Source organism: Streptomyces sp. NPDC003327 (assembly GCF_053589515.1).
The window spans coordinates 1-16,270 of the sequence record NZ_JBSFSA010000037.1; the positions used below are offsets into that span (position 1 = coordinate 1).

General features: G+C 71.7%; 18 protein-coding genes. 8 read left to right on the plus strand and 10 right to left on the minus strand.

Translation table 11 applies throughout. From position 1 onward, the window contains the following. Nucleotides 1–102 precede the first annotated feature (102 nt). From ACWDVG_RS24010 to ACWDVG_RS24020, 3 genes are read left to right on the plus strand one after another with little or no spacing between them, the layout of a single operon-like run. Nucleotides 103–1,401 carry an FAD-dependent monooxygenase gene (locus ACWDVG_RS24010; protein WP_451701675.1) on the plus strand — a complete coding sequence of 433 codons (1,299 nt, stop codon included), beginning with the start codon at nucleotides 103–105 and terminating at the stop codon, nucleotides 1,399–1,401. Then, a complete protein-coding gene (locus ACWDVG_RS24015) occupies nucleotides 1,398–2,087 on the plus strand; it encodes a pyridoxal 5'-phosphate synthase (RefSeq protein WP_451701678.1) in 690 nt (229 codons plus the stop codon). Before ACWDVG_RS24010 ends, ACWDVG_RS24015 begins: the two co-directional genes overlap by 4 nt. A 35-nt stretch (nucleotides 2,088–2,122) precedes the next feature. Continuing rightward, complete coding sequence (locus tag ACWDVG_RS24020) at nucleotides 2,123–2,371, plus strand: SCO4226 family nickel-binding protein (RefSeq protein WP_451701680.1); 249 nt, start codon at nucleotides 2,123–2,125, stop codon at nucleotides 2,369–2,371. A 20-nt stretch (nucleotides 2,372–2,391) separates the two neighbouring features. Here ACWDVG_RS24020 and ACWDVG_RS24025 read toward each other — a convergent pair whose 3' ends face one another. The 4 genes from ACWDVG_RS24025 to ACWDVG_RS24040 form a co-directional block, all read right to left on the minus strand. Next, nucleotides 2,392–4,281 (minus strand): AMP-dependent synthetase/ligase, encoded by a 1,890-nt coding sequence (locus tag ACWDVG_RS24025; protein WP_451701682.1) that lies wholly within the window; start codon nucleotides 4,279–4,281, stop codon nucleotides 2,392–2,394. Between the two features lie 98 nt (nucleotides 4,282–4,379). Then, nucleotides 4,380–4,970, minus strand: coding sequence for a TetR/AcrR family transcriptional regulator (locus tag ACWDVG_RS24030; RefSeq protein WP_451701800.1), 591 nt, complete (start codon nucleotides 4,968–4,970; stop codon nucleotides 4,380–4,382). A 198-nt stretch (nucleotides 4,971–5,168) separates the two neighbouring features. Beyond that, nucleotides 5,169–6,521, minus strand: coding sequence for a dicarboxylate/amino acid:cation symporter (locus ACWDVG_RS24035; protein ID WP_451701684.1), 1,353 nt, complete (start codon nucleotides 6,519–6,521; stop codon nucleotides 5,169–5,171). A 378-nt stretch (nucleotides 6,522–6,899) separates the two neighbouring features. Next, on the minus strand, nucleotides 6,900–7,166 hold the full coding sequence (locus ACWDVG_RS24040) for a DUF4229 domain-containing protein (RefSeq protein WP_451701686.1): 267 nt from the start codon (nucleotides 7,164–7,166) through the stop codon (nucleotides 6,900–6,902). A 128-nt stretch (nucleotides 7,167–7,294) separates the two neighbouring features. Between ACWDVG_RS24040 and ACWDVG_RS24045 the strand changes: the two genes are divergently transcribed. Together ACWDVG_RS24045 and ACWDVG_RS24050 are read left to right on the plus strand one after the other, a co-directional pair. Next, nucleotides 7,295–7,828, plus strand: a complete 534-nt coding sequence (locus ACWDVG_RS24045) for an N-acetyltransferase family protein (protein ID WP_451701687.1) — start codon at nucleotides 7,295–7,297, stop codon at nucleotides 7,826–7,828. A 114-nt stretch (nucleotides 7,829–7,942) separates the two neighbouring features. Continuing rightward, a complete protein-coding gene (locus ACWDVG_RS24050) occupies nucleotides 7,943–8,827 on the plus strand; it encodes an AraC family transcriptional regulator (RefSeq protein WP_451701689.1) in 885 nt (294 codons plus the stop codon). 112 nt (nucleotides 8,828–8,939) lie between these two features. Here the strand turns inward: ACWDVG_RS24050 and mqnE are convergent, their stop codons facing one another. After that, nucleotides 8,940–10,103 carry an aminofutalosine synthase MqnE gene (gene mqnE / locus ACWDVG_RS24055; RefSeq protein WP_451701691.1) on the minus strand — a complete coding sequence of 388 codons (1,164 nt, stop codon included), beginning with the start codon at nucleotides 10,101–10,103 and terminating at the stop codon, nucleotides 8,940–8,942. 90 nt (nucleotides 10,104–10,193) lie between these two features. Continuing rightward, nucleotides 10,194–10,649, minus strand: coding sequence for an Lrp/AsnC family transcriptional regulator (locus ACWDVG_RS24060; RefSeq protein ID WP_031013392.1), 456 nt, complete (start codon nucleotides 10,647–10,649; stop codon nucleotides 10,194–10,196). 114 nt (nucleotides 10,650–10,763) lie between these two features. Here ACWDVG_RS24060 and ACWDVG_RS24065 point away from each other — a divergent pair, with 114 nt between their 5' ends. Beyond that, the gene (locus ACWDVG_RS24065; protein ID WP_164875197.1) at nucleotides 10,764–10,901 is read left to right on the plus strand and encodes a hypothetical protein; all 138 of its coding nucleotides are present in this window, start codon (nucleotides 10,764–10,766) and stop codon (nucleotides 10,899–10,901) included. Here ACWDVG_RS24065 and ACWDVG_RS24070 read toward each other — a convergent pair. From ACWDVG_RS24070 to ACWDVG_RS24080, 3 genes are read right to left on the minus strand one after another with little or no spacing between them, the layout of a single operon-like run. Beyond that, nucleotides 10,898–11,572 carry a UbiX family flavin prenyltransferase gene (locus ACWDVG_RS24070; protein WP_451701693.1) on the minus strand — a complete coding sequence of 225 codons (675 nt, stop codon included), beginning with the start codon at nucleotides 11,570–11,572 and terminating at the stop codon, nucleotides 10,898–10,900. The two genes, ACWDVG_RS24065 and ACWDVG_RS24070, sit on opposite strands and share 4 nt — an antisense overlap. Before the next feature lie 37 nt (nucleotides 11,573–11,609). Continuing rightward, nucleotides 11,610–12,512 (minus strand): menaquinone biosynthesis prenyltransferase MqnP, encoded by a 903-nt coding sequence (mqnP, locus tag ACWDVG_RS24075; RefSeq protein ID WP_451701695.1) that lies wholly within the window; start codon nucleotides 12,510–12,512, stop codon nucleotides 11,610–11,612. Then, the gene (locus ACWDVG_RS24080) at nucleotides 12,509–13,960 is read right to left on the minus strand and encodes a menaquinone biosynthesis decarboxylase (protein WP_451701697.1); all 1,452 of its coding nucleotides are present in this window, start codon (nucleotides 13,958–13,960) and stop codon (nucleotides 12,509–12,511) included. Before ACWDVG_RS24080 ends, mqnP begins: the two co-directional genes overlap by 4 nt. A gap of 90 nt (nucleotides 13,961–14,050) precedes the next feature. On the opposite strand from ACWDVG_RS24080, the gene ACWDVG_RS24085 reads away from it, so the two are divergent. Continuing rightward, nucleotides 14,051–14,404, plus strand: a complete 354-nt coding sequence (locus tag ACWDVG_RS24085) for a PLD nuclease N-terminal domain-containing protein (protein ID WP_451701699.1) — start codon at nucleotides 14,051–14,053, stop codon at nucleotides 14,402–14,404. Then, nucleotides 14,404–15,297 carry a LysR family transcriptional regulator gene (locus ACWDVG_RS24090; RefSeq protein WP_451701701.1) on the plus strand — a complete coding sequence of 298 codons (894 nt, stop codon included), beginning with the start codon at nucleotides 14,404–14,406 and terminating at the stop codon, nucleotides 15,295–15,297. Before ACWDVG_RS24085 ends, ACWDVG_RS24090 begins: the two co-directional genes overlap by 1 nt. Here ACWDVG_RS24090 and ACWDVG_RS24095 read toward each other — a convergent pair. Beyond that, complete coding sequence (locus tag ACWDVG_RS24095) at nucleotides 15,209–16,129, minus strand: DMT family transporter (protein ID WP_451701703.1); 921 nt, start codon at nucleotides 16,127–16,129, stop codon at nucleotides 15,209–15,211. The two genes, ACWDVG_RS24090 and ACWDVG_RS24095, sit on opposite strands and share 89 nt — an antisense overlap. Between the last annotated feature and the right edge of the window lie 141 nt (nucleotides 16,130–16,270).

The window sequence follows — 16,270 nt, forward strand, 5'->3', positions numbered from 1 at the left end:
AAATATAATCCCGTCTTAATTAATAATTGTTAAACTACCTTCTCCTTCTGGGGGGTGCGGGCCGGTTCGGCCCGCACCCCTGACACCACGAGGAGTCCCGCCATGCCGCGCACCCCGAAGCACTCCCGCACCGTCCTCATCTCCGGCGCCTCCGTGGCCGGGCCCGCCCTGGCCCTCCGGCTCCACCGCCACGGCTTCACCCCCACCGTCGTCGAGCGCGCCCCCGCCCTGCGCACCGGCGGCTACAAGGTCGACATCCGCGGCACCGCGATCGAGGTCTGCCGCCGGCTCGGCGTCCTCGACGAGATCCGCGCCCACTCCACGGACATGCGCGGCGGCTCGTACGTCGACGACGCCGGCCGCACCATCGGGGAGCTGCCCGCCGACGTCTTCGGCGGACGCGTCGAGGGGGACGACGAGATCATGCGCGGCGAACTGGCCCGCATCCTCCACGAGCGCACCCGCGACGACGTCGAGTACGTCTTCGGCGACTCGATCGCCGCCCTCGACGAGGACGCCGACGGCGTGGCCGTCACCTTCGAGAGCGGCACCGTCCGCCGCTTCGACCTCGTCGTCGGCGCCGACGGCCTCCACTCGAACACCCGGCGCCTCGCCTTCGGCCCGGAGGAGCGGTACAAGCGCCACCTCGGCGCGTACATCTGCATCTTCACCGCCCCGAACCATCTGGGCCTCGACCGCTGGGAGACGTACCACGCCCTCCCCGGCAAGCTCGTCTGCGTCTACAGCTCGGCCGGCGAGGCCGACGCCAAGAACCTCTTCGTCTTCGCGTCGCCCGACGAACTCACCTACCACCACCGGGACTTCGCGGCCCAGAAGCGGCTGCTCGCCGAGGCCTTCCACGGCGACGGCTGGGAGCTCCCCCGCCTCCTCGGCCACGCGGCCGACGCCGACGACCTCTACTTCGACTCCCTCTCCCTCATCGAAATGGACCGCTGGTCCACCGGCCGGACCGTCCTCCTCGGCGACGCCGCCCACTGCGCCTCCCCCGCCTCCGGCCAGGGCACCGGCCTGGCCCTCACCGGCGCGTACGTCCTCGCGGAGGAGCTGGCCCGCGCCGACGGCGACCACACCGTCGCCTTCGCCCGCTACGAGGAGCGGATGCGGCCCGGCGTGGAGCGGAACCAGCGACTGGCGGAGGGCTTCGTCAAGGAGATGACCGTCGACCGGAAGTGGAAGATCGCCCTGCGGATGCTCATGGTCCGCACGCTGCCGAAGACGCCCTGGAAGCACCTCGTCGCGAAGAAGATCCGCGACGACATCCAGGCCGCCGCGCACGCGGTCCCCCTCGACGGCTACGACACGGACCCCTACGCCACGGACCCGTCCGCCACCGACGCGCACGCCCCCGCCCCCGCCCCGCGCCCTACCGTGGCCGCATGACCGACTTCCACCACGCCCTGCGCTCCCTGCGCGTCTGGGACACCGAGCTGCCCGCCTTCGACCCGGCGGCCGCCCCGCCCGAGCCGCTCGCGCTCTTCCACGACTGGTTCACCGACGCGGTCGCCGCCGGGCAGAGCGAACCGCACACCCTCTCCCTGGCCACCGCCGACGCCGACGGCCGGCCCGACGTGCGGATCGTGATGCTGCACGACGCCGACGCGCGCGGCTGGCACTTCGCCTCGCACGCCACCAGCGCCAAGGGCCGTCAGCTCGCCGCCCGCCCCGAGGCCGCGCTCTGCTTCTACTGGCCGGTCCGCGGCCGCCAGGTCCGGGTCAGGGGCCGGGTCGTCACCGCCTCCCCCGAGGAGGCGTACGCGGACCTCCACGCCCGCACCACCGGCGCGCTGGCCGCCGCGCTCGTCGGCCGGCAGAGCGAGGTCCTCGACTCCCCCGAGGCCCTGGCCGCGGCCGGGGCCGCCGCCTGGCGGCGCGCCGAGGCCGAACCCGACGCGGACGCCCCCACCTGGACGCTGTACGTCGTCGAACCGGCCGAGGTCGAGTTCTTCCAGGGCGACGAACGCCGCCGCCACCTCCGCCTCCGCTACCGCCGCGAGCCCGCGGCGCCCACCGGAACACCCGCCGGACCGGCCGCCGGAACCTGGGTCCGCGAGCTGCTCTGGCCCTGAAAGCGGCGCACCATGGAGAAGGAGGTGGGAGAACGATGGCTACCTACATGGACGTGCACCACGGCATGACCGGCATCACCGAGGAGCAGCTCCGCGAGGCGCACCGGGCCGACCTCGCCATCGAGAAGGACGAGGGCGTCCACTTCGAGCGGGCGTGGGCCGACCCCGCGTCGGGCACGGTCTACTGCCTGTCGACCGGCCCGTCCGCCGACGCCGTGCAGCGGATCCACGCCCGCACCGGCCACCGGGCGGACGAGATCCACGAGGTGTCCCTGAGCGTGTGAGGCGGCGCGCCGCGGCGCCCTCAGCGGGCGTCCGGCGCCCCGTACATCTCGTCGATCTCCCGTGCGAAGTCCCGCAGCACGGCCCGCCGTCTGAGCTTGAGGGACGGCGTGAGATGGCCGGAGCTCTCCGAGAACTCGGTGGTCAGGACACGGAAGGAGCGGATCGACTCGGCCCGTGAGACCAGCCGGTTGGCATCGTCCACGGCCCGCTGCACGACGGCGAGGAGCTCCTCGTCCCGGGCCAGCTCCCAGAGCGCCAGGTGGTCCTTGTGGCGCATCCGCCGCCAGTGCACCAGGCCGTCGTGGTCGAGGGTCACCAGGGCGGTGACGTACGGTCTGCCGTCGCCGACCACCATGCACTGGGAGACCAGCGGGTGGGCGCGCAGCCAGTCCTCCAGCGGGGCCGGGGCCACGTTCTTGCCGGCCGTGGTGATGAGGATGTCCTTCTTGCGGCCGGTGATCCGCAGGTAGCCGTCCTCGTCGAGGTCGCCGAGGTCCCCGGTGGGGAACCAGCCGTCGTCGGTGTACGGCACGGCCGCGCCGCGCTGGGCGTCCCAGTAGCCCGCGAAGACGTGGGCGCCCTTCAGCCAGACCTCGCCGTCGTCGGCGATCCGCACCGACGTGCCGGGCAGTGGCCAGCCGACGGTCCCGGTGCGGGGCCTGCGCGGCGGGGTGACCGTGGCCGCGGCGGTGGTCTCCGTCAGGCCGTACCCCTCGAAGACCTCGACGCCCGCGCCCGCGAAGAACTCGGCGAGCCGGGCGGCCAGCGGGGAGCCGCCGCAGATCACGTACCGCACCCGGCCGCCGAGCGCCGCCCGGATCCGGCGGAAGACGAGCGGGTCGTAGAGCGCGCGGGCGGCGCGCAGCGAGAGCGAGGGCGCGGGCTCCCGTCCGTACCGGCGGGCGATCCGGGCCGCCCGGTCGAAGGTGCCCGCCCTCCCGCCGCGTTCGGCGGTGGCGCGGGCGCTGTTGAAGACCTTCTCGAGGACGTACGGGATGGCGAGCAGGAAGGTGGGCCGGAAGGCGGCCAGGTCGGTGAGGAGTTCGTCGCCCTCCACGGAGGGGGCGTGGCCGACGCGGACCCGGGCGCGGACGCAGCCGACGGAGACCATCCGCCCGAAGACGTGGGAGAGCGGCAGGAAGAGGAGGGTGGCCGGGGGCTCCGCGTCCCCCGCGTCCTCCGCGAAGACGGGGTGGAGGAGCCGGACCGCGTTGTCGACCTCGGCGAAGAAGTTGGCGTGGGTGAGGGCGCAGCCCTTGGGGCGGCCGGTGGTGCCGGAGGTGTAGACGAGGGTGGCGAGGGTCTCGGGGGTGAGGAGCCCGCGGCGGGCGGTGACGTCCTGGTCGGTGACCCGCTTCCCGGCCTGGCGGAGCTGCTCGACGGCGCCGCTGTCGATGACCCAGAGGTGCGAGAGGCCGGGGAGTTGGCGCCGCTCGGCGGAGACGAGCCGCCCCTGGCCGGCGTCCTCGACGACCGCGCCCGCGGCGCCGGAGTCCTGGAGGATCCAGCGGGTCTGGAACGCCGAGGAGGTGGGGTAGACGGGGACGGTGACGAGCCCGGCGGCCCAGGCGGCGAAGTCGAGCAGCGTCCACTCGTAGGTGGTGCGGGCCATCAGGGCGAGCCGGTCGCCGGGCCGCAAGCCGTGGGCGACGAAGCCCTTGGCGACGGCGTGGACGTCGGCGGCGAAGCGGGCGGCGGTGACGTCCTGCCAGCCGCCGTCCGGGCCCTTGCGGGAGAAGACGACGGCTTCGGGGGCCTCGCGGGCGTTGTCGTACGGGAGGTCGGCGAGCGAGCCGCGGCGGACGCGGGGTGCGAGGGCGGGGACGGAGACCTCCCGCACCCGCCCGTCGACCAGGCGCTTGTGCGGCTCGACCGGTTCGGTCCCGGATGCGGCGGTGACGACGGACACGGGCGGCTCCTCGGTCTACGGATGAACTGAGGTCGTGCGTCGGTACGGTGCGCCCTGACGGGTTTTTGACTAACCGGTAACCTTACTGCCCGGTAAGCTCAACGGGGAGACCAGCGCTCGCTTTTCATCAGATTCCCGAGCCCGGACCAGGCGAAGTTCATCAGCGTCGCCGCCGCCTCCCGGGCCGTCACCCCGGGCGTCCCGTTGGCCCACGTCGCCAGCGACTCGGCCGAACCGACCAGCGCCTGCGCCAGCGCGGCCACGTCCCGCTCGGTGATGTCGGCGGCTCCGTGCGCCGCCCGCGCGGCCTCGCCGATCAGCCCCGCCACGAACTCGGTGATCTCGTCCCGCATCCGCGTCGCCTCCGTGGCGAACGGCTCGCCCTGCGTCCGCGCCTGCCGGCTCAGCACCGCCCAGGCGTCGGGGTGCTCCGCCGCGTACGAGAAGAAGGCGAGCAGCCCCGCCCAGAGCCGCTCGTCCGGCGGCGCGTCCGCGTCGCCGACGGCCTCGGCCACCGCCCCGAGCAGCGCCTCCGCCTCCCGCCGGATGCAGGCGGTGAACAGCTCCTCCTTGGAGTGCAGGTACAGGTAGACCAGCGGCTTCGACACCCCGGCGAGCTCGGCGATCTCGTCCATGGACGCCGTCTGGTACCCGTGCCGCGCGAAGGTCCGCACGGCCGCGTCCAGCATCTGCCGCTCCCGCACGGCCCGCGGCAGCCTCTTCGTCCCCGCCACGCCTCTCCCGCCCCCCTGCTCACAAGATCGTTCCGACAGGCCCGCAAAGCCTACGTGCCCCCCGCCCGGACGGGGGCGAGGGGCACGTGGGGCCTTGCGCGGCGGGCGCGAGGCAGGCGTGGGACGGCGCGGGGCAGGCCCGGGGCAGCGGGGTCAGGCGGTGGCCGGGACGGCGACCTTCCGCTCGGCCTCGCGGGAGTCGGTCAGCTCGTCGATCGGGGACGCCGAGGCGTTCTCGTACGCGGTGAGATCCAGGATCTTCTCGCGGGCGGAGACGATGACCGGCACCAGGGCCTGGCCCGCCACGTTCGTGGCCGTACGCATCATGTCGAGGATCGGGTCGATCGCCATCAGGAGGCCGACGCCCTCCAGGGGCAGGCCCAGGGTGGAGAGGGTCAGGGTCAGCATGACCGTGGCGCCGGTGAGGCCCGCGGTCGCGGCGGAGCCGATGACCGAGACGAAGGCGATCAGCAGGTAGTCGCCGATGCCGAGCTGGACGTCGAAGATCTGCGCGATGAAGATCGCGGCGAGCGCCGGGTAGATCGCGGCGCAGCCGTCCATCTTGGTGGTCGCGCCGAACGGGACGGCGAAGGAGGCGTACTCCTTCGGGACGCCGAGGCGCTCGGTGACCTTCTGGGTGACCGGCATGGTGCCGACCGAGGAGCGGGAGACGAAGGCCAGCTGGATGGCGGGCCAGGCGCCCTTGAAGAACTGCAGCGGGTTGACCTTGGCGACCGTGGCGAGGAGCAGCGGGTAGACGCCGAAGAGGACCAGGGCGCAGCCGATGTAGACGTCGGCGGTGAAGGTGGCGTACTTGCCGATGAGCTCCCAGCCGTAGTCGGCGATGGCGAAGCCGATGAGGCCGACGGTGCCGATCGGGGCGAGTCGGATGACCCACCACAGGGCCTTCTGGAGGAGTTCGAGGACCGACTCGGAGAAGGTGAGGATCGGCTGGGCCTTGTCGCCGAGCTTGAGGGCGGCGACGCCGGCGACGGCGGCCATGAAGACGATCTGGAGGACGTTCAGCTCGGTGAAGGGCGTGATGACGTCCGTCGGGATGATGCCGGTGAGGAAGTCGATCCAGGAGCCCTCGCGCTTGGGCAGCTTGCCGTCCTGCGGGGTGAGGCCGGTGCCGGCGCCCGGGTTGGTGATCAGGCCGATGGCGAGGCCGATGCCGACCGCGATCAGCGAGGTGATCATGAACCAGAGGAGGGTGCGGGTGGCGAGCCTGGCGGCGTTGTTCACCTTCCGCAGGTTGGTGATCGACACCAGGATCGCGAAGAAGACGAGCGGGGCGACGGCCAGCTTCAGGAGCTGGACGAAGATGTCACCCACCTGGCCGAGGGTCTCCTTCAGCCAGGAGACGTCCTGGCTGCGGGCGATCCAGCCGAGCAGGACGCCGAGGACGAGACCGGCGACGATCTGGGCCCAGAAGGGGACCTTGGGTATCCGGGACGAGGGCTTCGCCTCGTCCTGGGTCGCGGGCGCGGACGCGGACACGGGCACACTCCACAGGTGCGTATCGGGAAATACGGGGACGGGGGTGCGGCTCACACGCGCTCGGGCGCGGGCCGCTGCATGATGCCGGAATCAGAGCGCGCGGCAACAGACCGCGGACATACAGCGGCACAGATCGACGTGCAGGCGCGCCACGAGCGGGAGGCCCGCGGCTTCGGAGTGGCGCACTGCTGTCTTCATGCCGAACACGTTAACACTTGAACTTTGAGAACCTCAAAGCCCTTCTTTGAGGGGGTGGAAGGACGTTCCACCTCAGAAACACAGAAAACCCCCGGTGAGAGCCTGGGAAGCTTCCACCGGGGGCAATGATCTGTGAGGAAGCTTACGCTCCCTTTACATGTGAGCCGGAGACGACTCGGAGACGGCTCAGAGAGCGTCCTCGCGGGTGCGGTTCGCGTCGAGGCGGCCCTTCGCCCGGTCGACCTTGTCGACGATCTCGGCGCTCATGTCGTCGCGCTGCTTGCGCAGCAGGACGAAGCTGAGCGGCGCGGAGACGACGACGGAGAGGACGAGCACCCAGAGCAGGTTGGAGTCGCCGAGTCCGCGCGGGACCGCGCCGACGTAGACGAGACCCCACAGGGCGAGGAAGCATCCGGCGAAGATGCCGAGACGCATCAGCGTGTAGCGGAGCATTGCCAGCCCACTCTTTCGTTCCGAGATTTCCCGATACGGGACGGCCGTCCTCCAGTGAAGCACGGTGCGGGCCCCCCGCCGGGACCGGGTCCTTGAGCGGCCCGGCACGTAATAAGTACGATGGCCACATGACCCTTACTTTCGAGGTGGATCCGGCGGTCGACCCCGCGCTGCGCGACGGCGTCGTCGCCCTGTGGACGGACGTGACCAACGCCGGCGGCGCCGTCGGCTTCGTCGCCCCGGTGACCCCCGACGCGATCCGCCCCGCGCTGCTCAAGCACCTCACGGCGATGGCCGCGGGCGACACCCGGCTCCTCGTCGGCCGGGACGAGGACGGCCAGGTCGCCGCCACCGCGTTCCTCACCTTCAACGGCCACCGGCTGATGACCCACTGGCTGTGGGTCTACACGCTGATGGTCCACCCCGGGCACCAGGGCAAGGGGTACGGCCTGGACCTGCTGGCGGCGGTCGAGCGGGCCGTCCGCACCGCCCCCGGCTTCGAGGGGATCGAGGCCATCCGGCTCAGCTGCCGCGGCGGCCTCGGCCTGGAGGACTTCTACGCCAAGGCCGGCTACAAGGAGGTCGGGCGCATCCCGGCCGCCATCCGCGTCGCCCCGGGCGACGACCGCGACGACATCCACATGTGGCTGACCCTGAACTGACCGCCCCCCGGCACGCCCTGGGCGGCCCGACCGCTCCGGGCACGGATCGTCGGGTCCGCCCGCACCCGCCCTCCCTACGGTGGGAGGCGCCGGAAGGAAAGGACGGACGACCTCGTGCTGGAGCGCTTCAACCAGGCCCTCGACCACATCGAGGAGCACCTCCGAGGCGAGCTCGACCCGGCGGACCTCGCCCGGATCGCGACCACCTCCGAGTACCACTTCCGCCGCGTGTTCTCCGCGCTGGCGGGGATGCCGCTGTCGGAGTACGTACGCCGCCGGCGGCTCACCCTCGCCGGTGCGGAGGTGCTCGCCGGCGAGCGGACGCTCCTGGAGATCGCGGTCCGGTACGGCTACGGCTCCGGGGAGGCCTTCGCCCGCGCGTTCCGCGCGGTGCACGGGGTCGGCCCCGGCGAGGCCCGCCGCACGGAGGCGGCGCTCCACGCGCAGCCCCGGATGTCCTTCCGGCTCGTCGTCGAAGGGAGCAGCAGCATGAAGTACCGCACCGTGACGAGGGACGCGTTCCGGATCACCGGCAGCAGGGCCCGGGTCCCGCTCGTCCACGAGGGCGAGAACCCGGCGATCGCCGCCCAGATCCGCGCGCTGGGGCGGGAGAGCCTGGACCGGCTCGCGGGCCTCTCGTCCGGGGAGCCCGCCGGGCTCGTCTCGGCCGTCGTCCACCTCAGCGGGAGCCGCGAGGAAGGGGCCGAGCTCGACCACTGGTACGGCGCGGTGACCGAGGCCCGGACACCCCAGCCACCCGAGGCCGCCGAAGCGTACGAGACGCTCGACGTCCCGGCCGGCACCTGGGCCGTCTTCGAGAACGAGGGCCCGTATCCGCAGGCGCTCCAGTACCTGTGGCGGGACGTCTTCACCCAGTGGTTCCCGTCCAACCCATACGCGAGCCGCCCCGGCCCGGAGATCGTGTCGGTGCGGCCCTCGCGGGACTGGTCGACGGCGGCGGCGGAGCTGTGGATCCCGGTGGAGCACACCGGGACCTGAGGGCCCGCCCCGGTCACGGCCTCGGGCACGGCACCGGGCACGCCCCCGGGTACGGAGAAGGCCCGGCGGGGATCCCCGCCGGGCCTTCCTCCCGTATCCGTCGGGCCGTGCCTCAGACGCGCATGGGCTGCGGCGACTCGCGCCGGTCCGCGTCCGGCCCCGGGTACTCGCGGATGATCTCGTACCGGGTGTTGCGCTCGACCGGCCGGAAGCCGGCGTCCCGGATGAGTTCCAGCAGGTCCTCGCGGGTCAGCTTGTTCGGCGTGCCGTAGTTGTCGGCGTCGTGCGTGATCTTGTACTCGACGACCGAGCCGTCCATGTCGTCCGCGCCGTGCTGGAGCGCCAGCTGCGCGGTCTGGACGCCGTGCATCACCCAGAAGACCTTGACGTGCGGCACGTTGTCGAAGAGGAGCCGGGAGACCGCGAAGGTCTTCAGGGCCTCGGCGCCGGTGGCCATCGTCGTGCGCGCCTGGAGCTTGTTGCGGACCTTGCCGTCCTGCATGTCCACGAAGTCGTGCTGGTAGCGCAGCGGGATGAAGACCTGGAAGCCGCCGGTCTCGTCCTGGAGCTCGCGCAGCCGCAGCACGTGGTCGACGCGGTGGCGCGGCTCCTCGATGTGCCCGTACAGCATGGTCGAGGGGGTCTTGAGCCCCTTCTCGTGGGCGAGCCGGTGGATGCGGGACCAGTCCTCCCAGTGGGTGCGATGGTCCACGATGTGCTGGCGGACCTCCCAGTCGAAGATCTCGGCGCCGCCGCCGGTGAGGGACTCCAGGCCGGCCTCGATCAGCTCGTCGAGGATCTCGGAGGCGGAGAGCCCGGAGATCGTCTCGAAGTGGTGGATCTCGGTGGCGGTGAAGGCCTTGAGCGAGACGTTCGGGAGGGCCTTCTTCAGCTCGGAGAGCGAGCGCGGGTAGTAGCGCCAGGGCAGGTTCGGGTGGAGCCCGTTGACGATGTGCAGCTCGGTGAGGTTCTCGCTCTCCATCGCCTTCGCGAGGCGCACGGCCTCCTCGATGCGCATGGTGTACGCGTCCTTCTCGCCCGGCTTGCGCTGGAAGGAGCAGTAGGCGCAGGAGGCGGTGCACACGTTCGTCATGTTGAGGTGACGGTTGACGTTGAAGTGCACGACGTCGCCGTTCTTGCGCGTCCGGACCTCGTGGGCCAGACCGCCGAGCCACGCGAGGTCGTCGGAGTCGTACAGCGCGATGCCGTCCTCGCGGCTCAGCCGCTCACCGGCGAGCACCTTCTGCTCCAGCTCCCGCTTGAGCCCAGCGTCCATCTCCGGCCGCCTCCCATATCTCCGTGAATCAGGCTCCACCACCGTACTCCCCCGCCCTCCGGGCGCGGGGACCCCCATGGCCGCTCCGCGTCAGCCCTCCTCGGGCAGGTCCCCGACCCGGTTCTCCCACTTCGTGGAGAGCACGATCGTGGTGCGGGTGCGGGAGACGCCCTTGGTGCCGGAGAGGCGGCGGATCGTCTTCTCCAGGCCGTCGACGTCGTTGGCGCGGACCTTGAGCATGAAGGAGTCGTCGCCCGCGATGAACCAGCAGTCCTCGATCTCGGCGAGGTCCTTGAGGCGGCGGGCGACGTCCTCGTGGTCGGCGGCGTCGGAGAGCGAGATCCCGATGAGGGCGGTGACGCCGAGGCCGAGCGAGGCGGCGTCGACGGTGGCGCGGTAGCCGGTGATGACGCCGGCGGCCTCAAGGCGGTTGATGCGGTCGGTGACGGAGGGGCCGGAGAGCCCGACGAGCCGGCCGAGTTCGGCGTACGAGGCGCGGCCGTTCTCGCGCAGGGCCTGGATGAGCTGCCTGTCCACGGCGTCCATAGGTATGAAGCCTTCCATTGTCCAGCGATACCGCGAGTTTAGGTATAGAATCTAAGGTACACAGGGGTCGACACCCTGTGAATCTTTCAGCAGATCAAAGACGATCTTTCAGGAGTGGTGTTCACCGTGTACACGATCGAGATGGCCTACGCCCGTATGCGCGAGCTGCAGGACCTGGCCAACCGCTCGCGTGCCCACCAGCCGTCCGCCGCCTCGAAGCGCGCCGCCAAGAAGCGCGCCAAGAAGCGCTAATCAGCCCGGAGAGCGGCACCCAGCTCTCCCTCCCACCGGCGGTACAGCCCGTGCGGCACCCCCGCCGCGTCGAGCACCCGCCCGGCGACGAAGTCCACCAGGTCCTGGATGTGCGTCGCCCCCGCGTAGAACGCCGGAGAGGCGGGCAGCACCACGGCGCCCGCCTCGTCCAGCGCCACCATGTGCCGCAGCGTCGTCCCGTTCAGCGGGGTCTCCCGCACGGCGACCACCAGCGGCCGCCGCTCCTTCAGCGTCACGCTCGCGACCCGCTGCAGCAGGTCCTTCGAGAGCCCCAGCGCCACTCCCGCCACCGCGGCGGTCGAGGCCGGCACGATCAGCATCCCCTTCACCGGGTACGACCCCGACGACGGCCCCGCCGCCAGGTCCCCGGCCGCCCAGTACCGCACGTCGTCCAGGGCGCCCGCGACGTCGAACGCGTCCGGCTTCCCGTCCGCGCCCCGCGCCAGCCAGGTCCCCAGGTCCTCGCGCCAGTGCGCGTCCCGGAAGGAGATCCCGGTCTCGTCGAGCAGGGTCAGCCGCGACGACCGCGACACGACCAGGTCGACGCTCTCCCCCGCGGCGAGCAGCCCCCTGAGCACGGAAGCGGCGTACGGAGTGCCCGAGGCCCCGGAGACCCCCACGACCCAGGGGGTGCGCTTGCCGTCGTTCATGCCGTCGAGCCTATCCGCCGCGGGCCGGACCGGGCGTCTACGGGGTCAGCCCGCGGACCAGCAGGTCGAGCAGCGCGCACACGAACAGCGCGATCCCGATGAAACCGTTCACCGTGAAGAACGCCCGGTTCAGACGGGACAGGTCGTGCGGCTTCACGATGGAGTGCTCGTAGCAGAAGGCCGCCGCCACGATCACCAGGCCGACCCAGAAGAACGCGCCCGCCTCCGTCGCCAGCGCGTACCAGACGAGCAGTCCCGTCGTGACGACCGCGGAGCCCCGCGCCGCCCACAGGGCGGCCGGGATGCCGAAGCGGGCCGGCACCGACAGCACGCCCTGGGCCCGGTCCGCCTGTACGTCCTGGCAGGCGAAGATCAGGTCGAAGCCGCCGATCCAGACGCCGACGGCGAGCCCCAGGATCACCGCGTCCCAGGACCACTCCCCCGTCACGGCCAGCCAGGCCCCGACGGGCCCGATCGACTGGGCGAGCCCGAGGATGGCGTGCGGGAAGTTCGTGAACCGCTTGCCGTACGGATAGACGACCATCGGGACGACGGCGAGCGGCGCGAGCGCCAGGCAGAGCGGGTTCAGGAGCGCGGCGGCGCCCAGGAAGACCACGACGGCGATCCCGGCCCCGGTCCACGCGGACCGCACCGACACCGCGCCGGTCACCAGCTCGCGGCCGGCCGTGCGCGGATTGCGCGCGTCGATCTCGCGGTCGATGATCCGGTTGCAGGCCATCGCGAAGGTCCGCAGGCCCACCATGCAGACGGTGACGAGGAGGAGCGTCCACCACTGGATGTTCCGGTCCTCCTGGAACATCGCGGTGAGGGCGGCGATGTAGGCGAAGGGCAGCGCGAAGACCGAGTGCTCGATCATCACCAGCCGCAGGAACGCCTTGGTCCGTCCCGGCTGCGCGCCCGGTACCGCGGCCGTGGTCACAGCCCGTACTCCTTCCAGCGGCGGTCCACCAGGGCCGCCGTCGCCGGGTCCGACTCCACCATGTCCGGCCAGCCGCCGTCCCGGGTGTAGCCCTCCTCCGGCAGCTTCTTCGTGGCGTCGACGCCCGCCTTGCCGCCCCAGAACTGCTGGTACGAGGCGTGGTCCAGATGGTCCACCGGGCCCTCGACGACCGTCAGGTCGCGGGCGTAGTCGGTGTTCCCGAGGGCCCGCCAGGCCACCTCGTGCAGGTCGTGGACGTCGCAGTCCTTGTCGACCACGACGATCAGCTTGGTCAGCGACATCATGTGCGCGCCCCAGATGGCGTGCATGACCTTCTGCGCGTGCTTCGGGTACTTCTTGTCGATCGAGACGATCGCGCAGTTGTGGAAGCCGCCCGACTCCGGCAGGTGGTAGTCGACGATGTCCGGCACGATGATCTTCAGCAGCGGCAGGAAGAACCGCTCCGTGGCCCGGCCGAGCGGCCCGTCCTCCGTCGGCGGCCGGCCGACGACGATCGACTGGAGCAGCGGACGCTTCCGCATGGTGACGCAGTCGATCCTCAGGGCCGGGAACGGCTCCTGCGGGGTGTAGAAGCCGGTGTGGTCGCCGAAGGGGCCCTCGGGCAGCGTCTCGCCGGGCTCCAGCCAGCCCTCGACCACGACCTCGGCCTGGGCCGGGACCTGGAGCGGTACGGTCTTGCAGTCGACCATCTCGATCCGCTTGCCCTGCACGAAGCCGGCGAAGAGGTACTCGTCGATGTCGCCGGGCAGCGGCGCCGTCGAGGCGTACGTGACGGCCGGGGGGCAGCCGAAGGCGATGGCGACCGGCAGCCGCTCGCCGCGCGCCGCCGCCACCGCGTAGTGGTTGCGGCTGTCCTTGTGGATCTGCCAGTGCATGCCGATCGTGCGCTTGTCGTGGCGCTGGAGGCGGTAGAGCCCGAGGTTCCGCACGCCCGTCTCGGGGTGCTTGGTGTGGGTGAGCCCCAGGTTGAAGAAGGAGCCGCCGTCCTTCGGCCAGGTGAAGAGCGCCGGCAGCGCGTCGAGGTCGACGTCGTCGCCGGTCAGGACCACCTCCTGGACGGGGGCGTCCTTCACCTTCTTCGGCGGCACGTGGACCATCGAGCCCAGCTTGCCGAAGGCCTCGCGGACCCCGACGAAGCCGTGCGGCAGCTCCGGCTTGAGCAGGCCGCCGATCTTCTCGCTGATCTCCGCGTACGACTTCAGGCCGAGCGCCTTGAGCAGCCGCCGGTCCGTCCCGAAGACGTTCATGGCGAGCGGCATGGCGGAGCCCTTGACGTTCTCGAAGAGGAGCGCCGGGCCTCCCGCCTTGTTCACCCGGTCGACGATCTCCCCGACCTCCAGGTACGGGTCGACTTCGGCCTTGATGCGCTTGAGGTCGCCTTCGCGCTCGAGGGCCCTGAGCAGCGAGCGGAGATCGTCGTAAGCCATACGGGCAAGTATCGGTCACGGGCTACCCTTGACCTGTCACCGGGGCCGCCGAAACGCGCTCCCGCCACCGCTTCCAGGGGGCTGCTCCACATGCTCAGGGTGCTGATGTTCATCCTGCCGCTGGCGTTGCTGATCTACGCCTTCATCGACTGCCTGAACACCCCCGAGGACGAGACCAAGCACCTGCCGAAGGTGATCTGGGTGATCGTGATCCTGCTCTTCCCGATCGTCGGGTCGGTGGGCTGGATCGCGACGGGCAAGGAGCGCCGGCCGCGCCGCCCGGCCCGGGGCGGCTGGGTGGCGCCCGACGACAACCCGGAGTTCCTCAGGTCCCTGCGGGACGACCGCGGCGAGGAGCGGCCCGGGACCGATCCGGACGAGAAGCGCGGTCCCGACGAGAAGCGCGGCGACCGGAACGACCGCGACGAGGAGACCGGGGGCTGATGGAGCTGCGGCTCCTGGCCACCTTCGAGAAGGTCGCCGACGTCCTCTCCTTCACCCGGGCCGCCGCCGAGCTCGGCTACGCCCAGTCCAGCGTCACCGCCCAGGTCCGGTCGCTGGAGTCCTCCCTCGGCACCGAGCTCTTCGAGCGCCTCGGCAGCCGCATTCGTCTCACGGAGGCCGGTGAGCGCCTCCTTCCGTATGCCCGCCGGATGGCGGAGCTGGCGGAGGAGGCCCGTCAGGCCGTCGCCGCCACCGCCGAACCGGCGGGCCGGATCGCCATCGGCACCATGGAGTCCCTGACCTCCTACCGGCTGCCGCCGCTCCTGGAGTACGTCCACCACCGCTACCCGAAGGTGCGGCTCGCGCTGCGCCCCACGCTCGGCGACGCGACCCGGCGGGCGCTGCGCGCGGGCACGTACGACATCGGCTTCCTGATGGAGGCCGAGACGGAGCACGAGGGCCTGGACACCGAGGTCCTGGCCGGCGAGCCGCTGGCCCTGGTCGCCGCGCCGGGCCACCCGCTCGCCGGCCGCGCCGGGCTGGGCACCGCCGACCTCGCGGAAACCGCGCTGGTCGGCACCGAGCCGGGCTGCGCGTACCGCGACCTGTTCGAGGAGGCGCTCGCCGCCGCGGGGCCCCCGGAGGCGGGGCGGCCGGAGTTCCTGGAGTTCGGCACGATCGAGGCGAGCAAGCGGGCGGTGGCCTCGGGGCTCGGGATCGCGCTGCTGCCCCGGATCACCGTCTCCGAGGAGCTGGCGTCGGGGCAGCTGGTGGCGCTCGACTGGGAGGCGCCGTTCACGCTCTTCACGCAGCTCGCGTGGCGGCGGGGGAAGGCGCTTCCGGCGCACGTGCGACTGTTCGTGGAGCAGGCGCTGCGGCTCGCGCGAGAGTGACCTTCAGGCTCGCGAGGACGATCAGCGGTACGCCGAGCGCCTGGACGAGCCCGATGTGGTGCCCGTACACGGCCCAGTCGACGCCCATGGCGACGGCCGGGTAGACGAAGGCCAGCACGGCGATCTTCGGGGTCGGCAGCTTCGCGTAGGCGGCGTACATCATCACGTACATCAGTCCGGTGTGGACGAGCCCGAGCCCGGCGAGCCACGCCCACCCGGCGCCGAGGTCCGCCGCGGCCGACAGGTCCGCGAAGGGCAGCAGCAGCGGCACTCCGGCGGTGACCTGCACGAGCGCGATCAGATGGGGCCGTACGCCGGTGATCCGCTTGGTGACGAAGGTGGCGAGGGCGTAGAGGACGGCCGCTCCCAGCGCGTATCCGAGCCCGGCGAGGGACGCGGTGTCACCGGGCCGGACGCCGGAGACGAGCACGAGCCCGGCGAAGGCGACCGCCAGCCACCCGAGCTTCGCGCCGGAGATCCGCTCCCGGAGGAAGACCGCGCCGAGCAGCACGAGGAAGAACGGCTGCGTGTGGTAGACGACCGTGGCCAGCGAGATCGAGGTGGCCTCGTACGCCTCGAAGAGCAGCACCCAGTTGAAGACGATGAACACCCCGCCGAGCACCGCGAGCCCCAGCTTCCGCGCGGTGAGGCCGTGCCCGGTGAAGAACCCCCGCAGCAGGCTGTACGCCCCGAGCGCGGCGGCCCCGAGCAGGCAGCGGAAGAACACCACCTCGAAGGGCGAGGCGCCCGACTCGACGACGAACACGCCGAGGGTGCCCGACAGCACCATGGCGAGGGTCAGTTCGACGGTTCCCCTGGTCTCGTTTGTCATGCCGTCGACGCTACGAACGGGGGCGCCCGCCGGTCCACGGGCCAGTGGCCCGTCCTGCCGATGGGATCCATCGGCCGGGCCGATGGGTGCCGGAATAGCGTCGCGGGGCGCCGAGTTGGCAACGGAACACGACCTTTGGCG

Bases quoted from the DNA above. Each gene is read 5' to 3' on its own strand.
- ACWDVG_RS24010 (WP_451701675.1), top strand. From the start codon at position 103: ATGCCGCGCACCCCGAAGCACTCCCGCACCGTCCTCATCTCCGGCGCC.
- ACWDVG_RS24015 (WP_451701678.1), top strand. From the start codon at position 1,398: ATGACCGACTTCCACCACGCCCTGCGCTCCCTGCGCGTCTGGGACACC.
- ACWDVG_RS24020 (WP_451701680.1), top strand. From the start codon at position 2,123: ATGGCTACCTACATGGACGTGCACCACGGCATGACCGGCATCACCGAG.
- ACWDVG_RS24030 (WP_451701800.1), bottom strand. From the start codon at position 4,970: ATGCTGGACGCGGCCGTGCGGACCTTCGCGCGGCACGGGTACCAGACG.
- ACWDVG_RS24040 (WP_451701686.1), bottom strand. From the start codon at position 7,166: ATGCTCCGCTACACGCTGATGCGTCTCGGCATCTTCGCCGGATGCTTC.
- ACWDVG_RS24045 (WP_451701687.1), top strand. From the start codon at position 7,295: ATGACCCTTACTTTCGAGGTGGATCCGGCGGTCGACCCCGCGCTGCGC.
- mqnE (WP_451701691.1), bottom strand. From the start codon at position 10,103: ATGGACGCTGGGCTCAAGCGGGAGCTGGAGCAGAAGGTGCTCGCCGGT.
- ACWDVG_RS24060 (WP_031013392.1), bottom strand. From the start codon at position 10,649: ATGGACGCCGTGGACAGGCAGCTCATCCAGGCCCTGCGCGAGAACGGC.
- ACWDVG_RS24070 (WP_451701693.1), bottom strand. From the start codon at position 11,572: ATGAACGACGGCAAGCGCACCCCCTGGGTCGTGGGGGTCTCCGGGGCC.
- ACWDVG_RS24080 (WP_451701697.1), bottom strand. From the start codon at position 13,960: ATGGCTTACGACGATCTCCGCTCGCTGCTCAGGGCCCTCGAGCGCGAA.
- ACWDVG_RS24085 (WP_451701699.1), top strand. From the start codon at position 14,051: ATGCTCAGGGTGCTGATGTTCATCCTGCCGCTGGCGTTGCTGATCTAC.
- ACWDVG_RS24090 (WP_451701701.1), top strand. From the start codon at position 14,404: ATGGAGCTGCGGCTCCTGGCCACCTTCGAGAAGGTCGCCGACGTCCTC.
- ACWDVG_RS24095 (WP_451701703.1), bottom strand. From the start codon at position 16,129: ATGACAAACGAGACCAGGGGAACCGTCGAACTGACCCTCGCCATGGTG.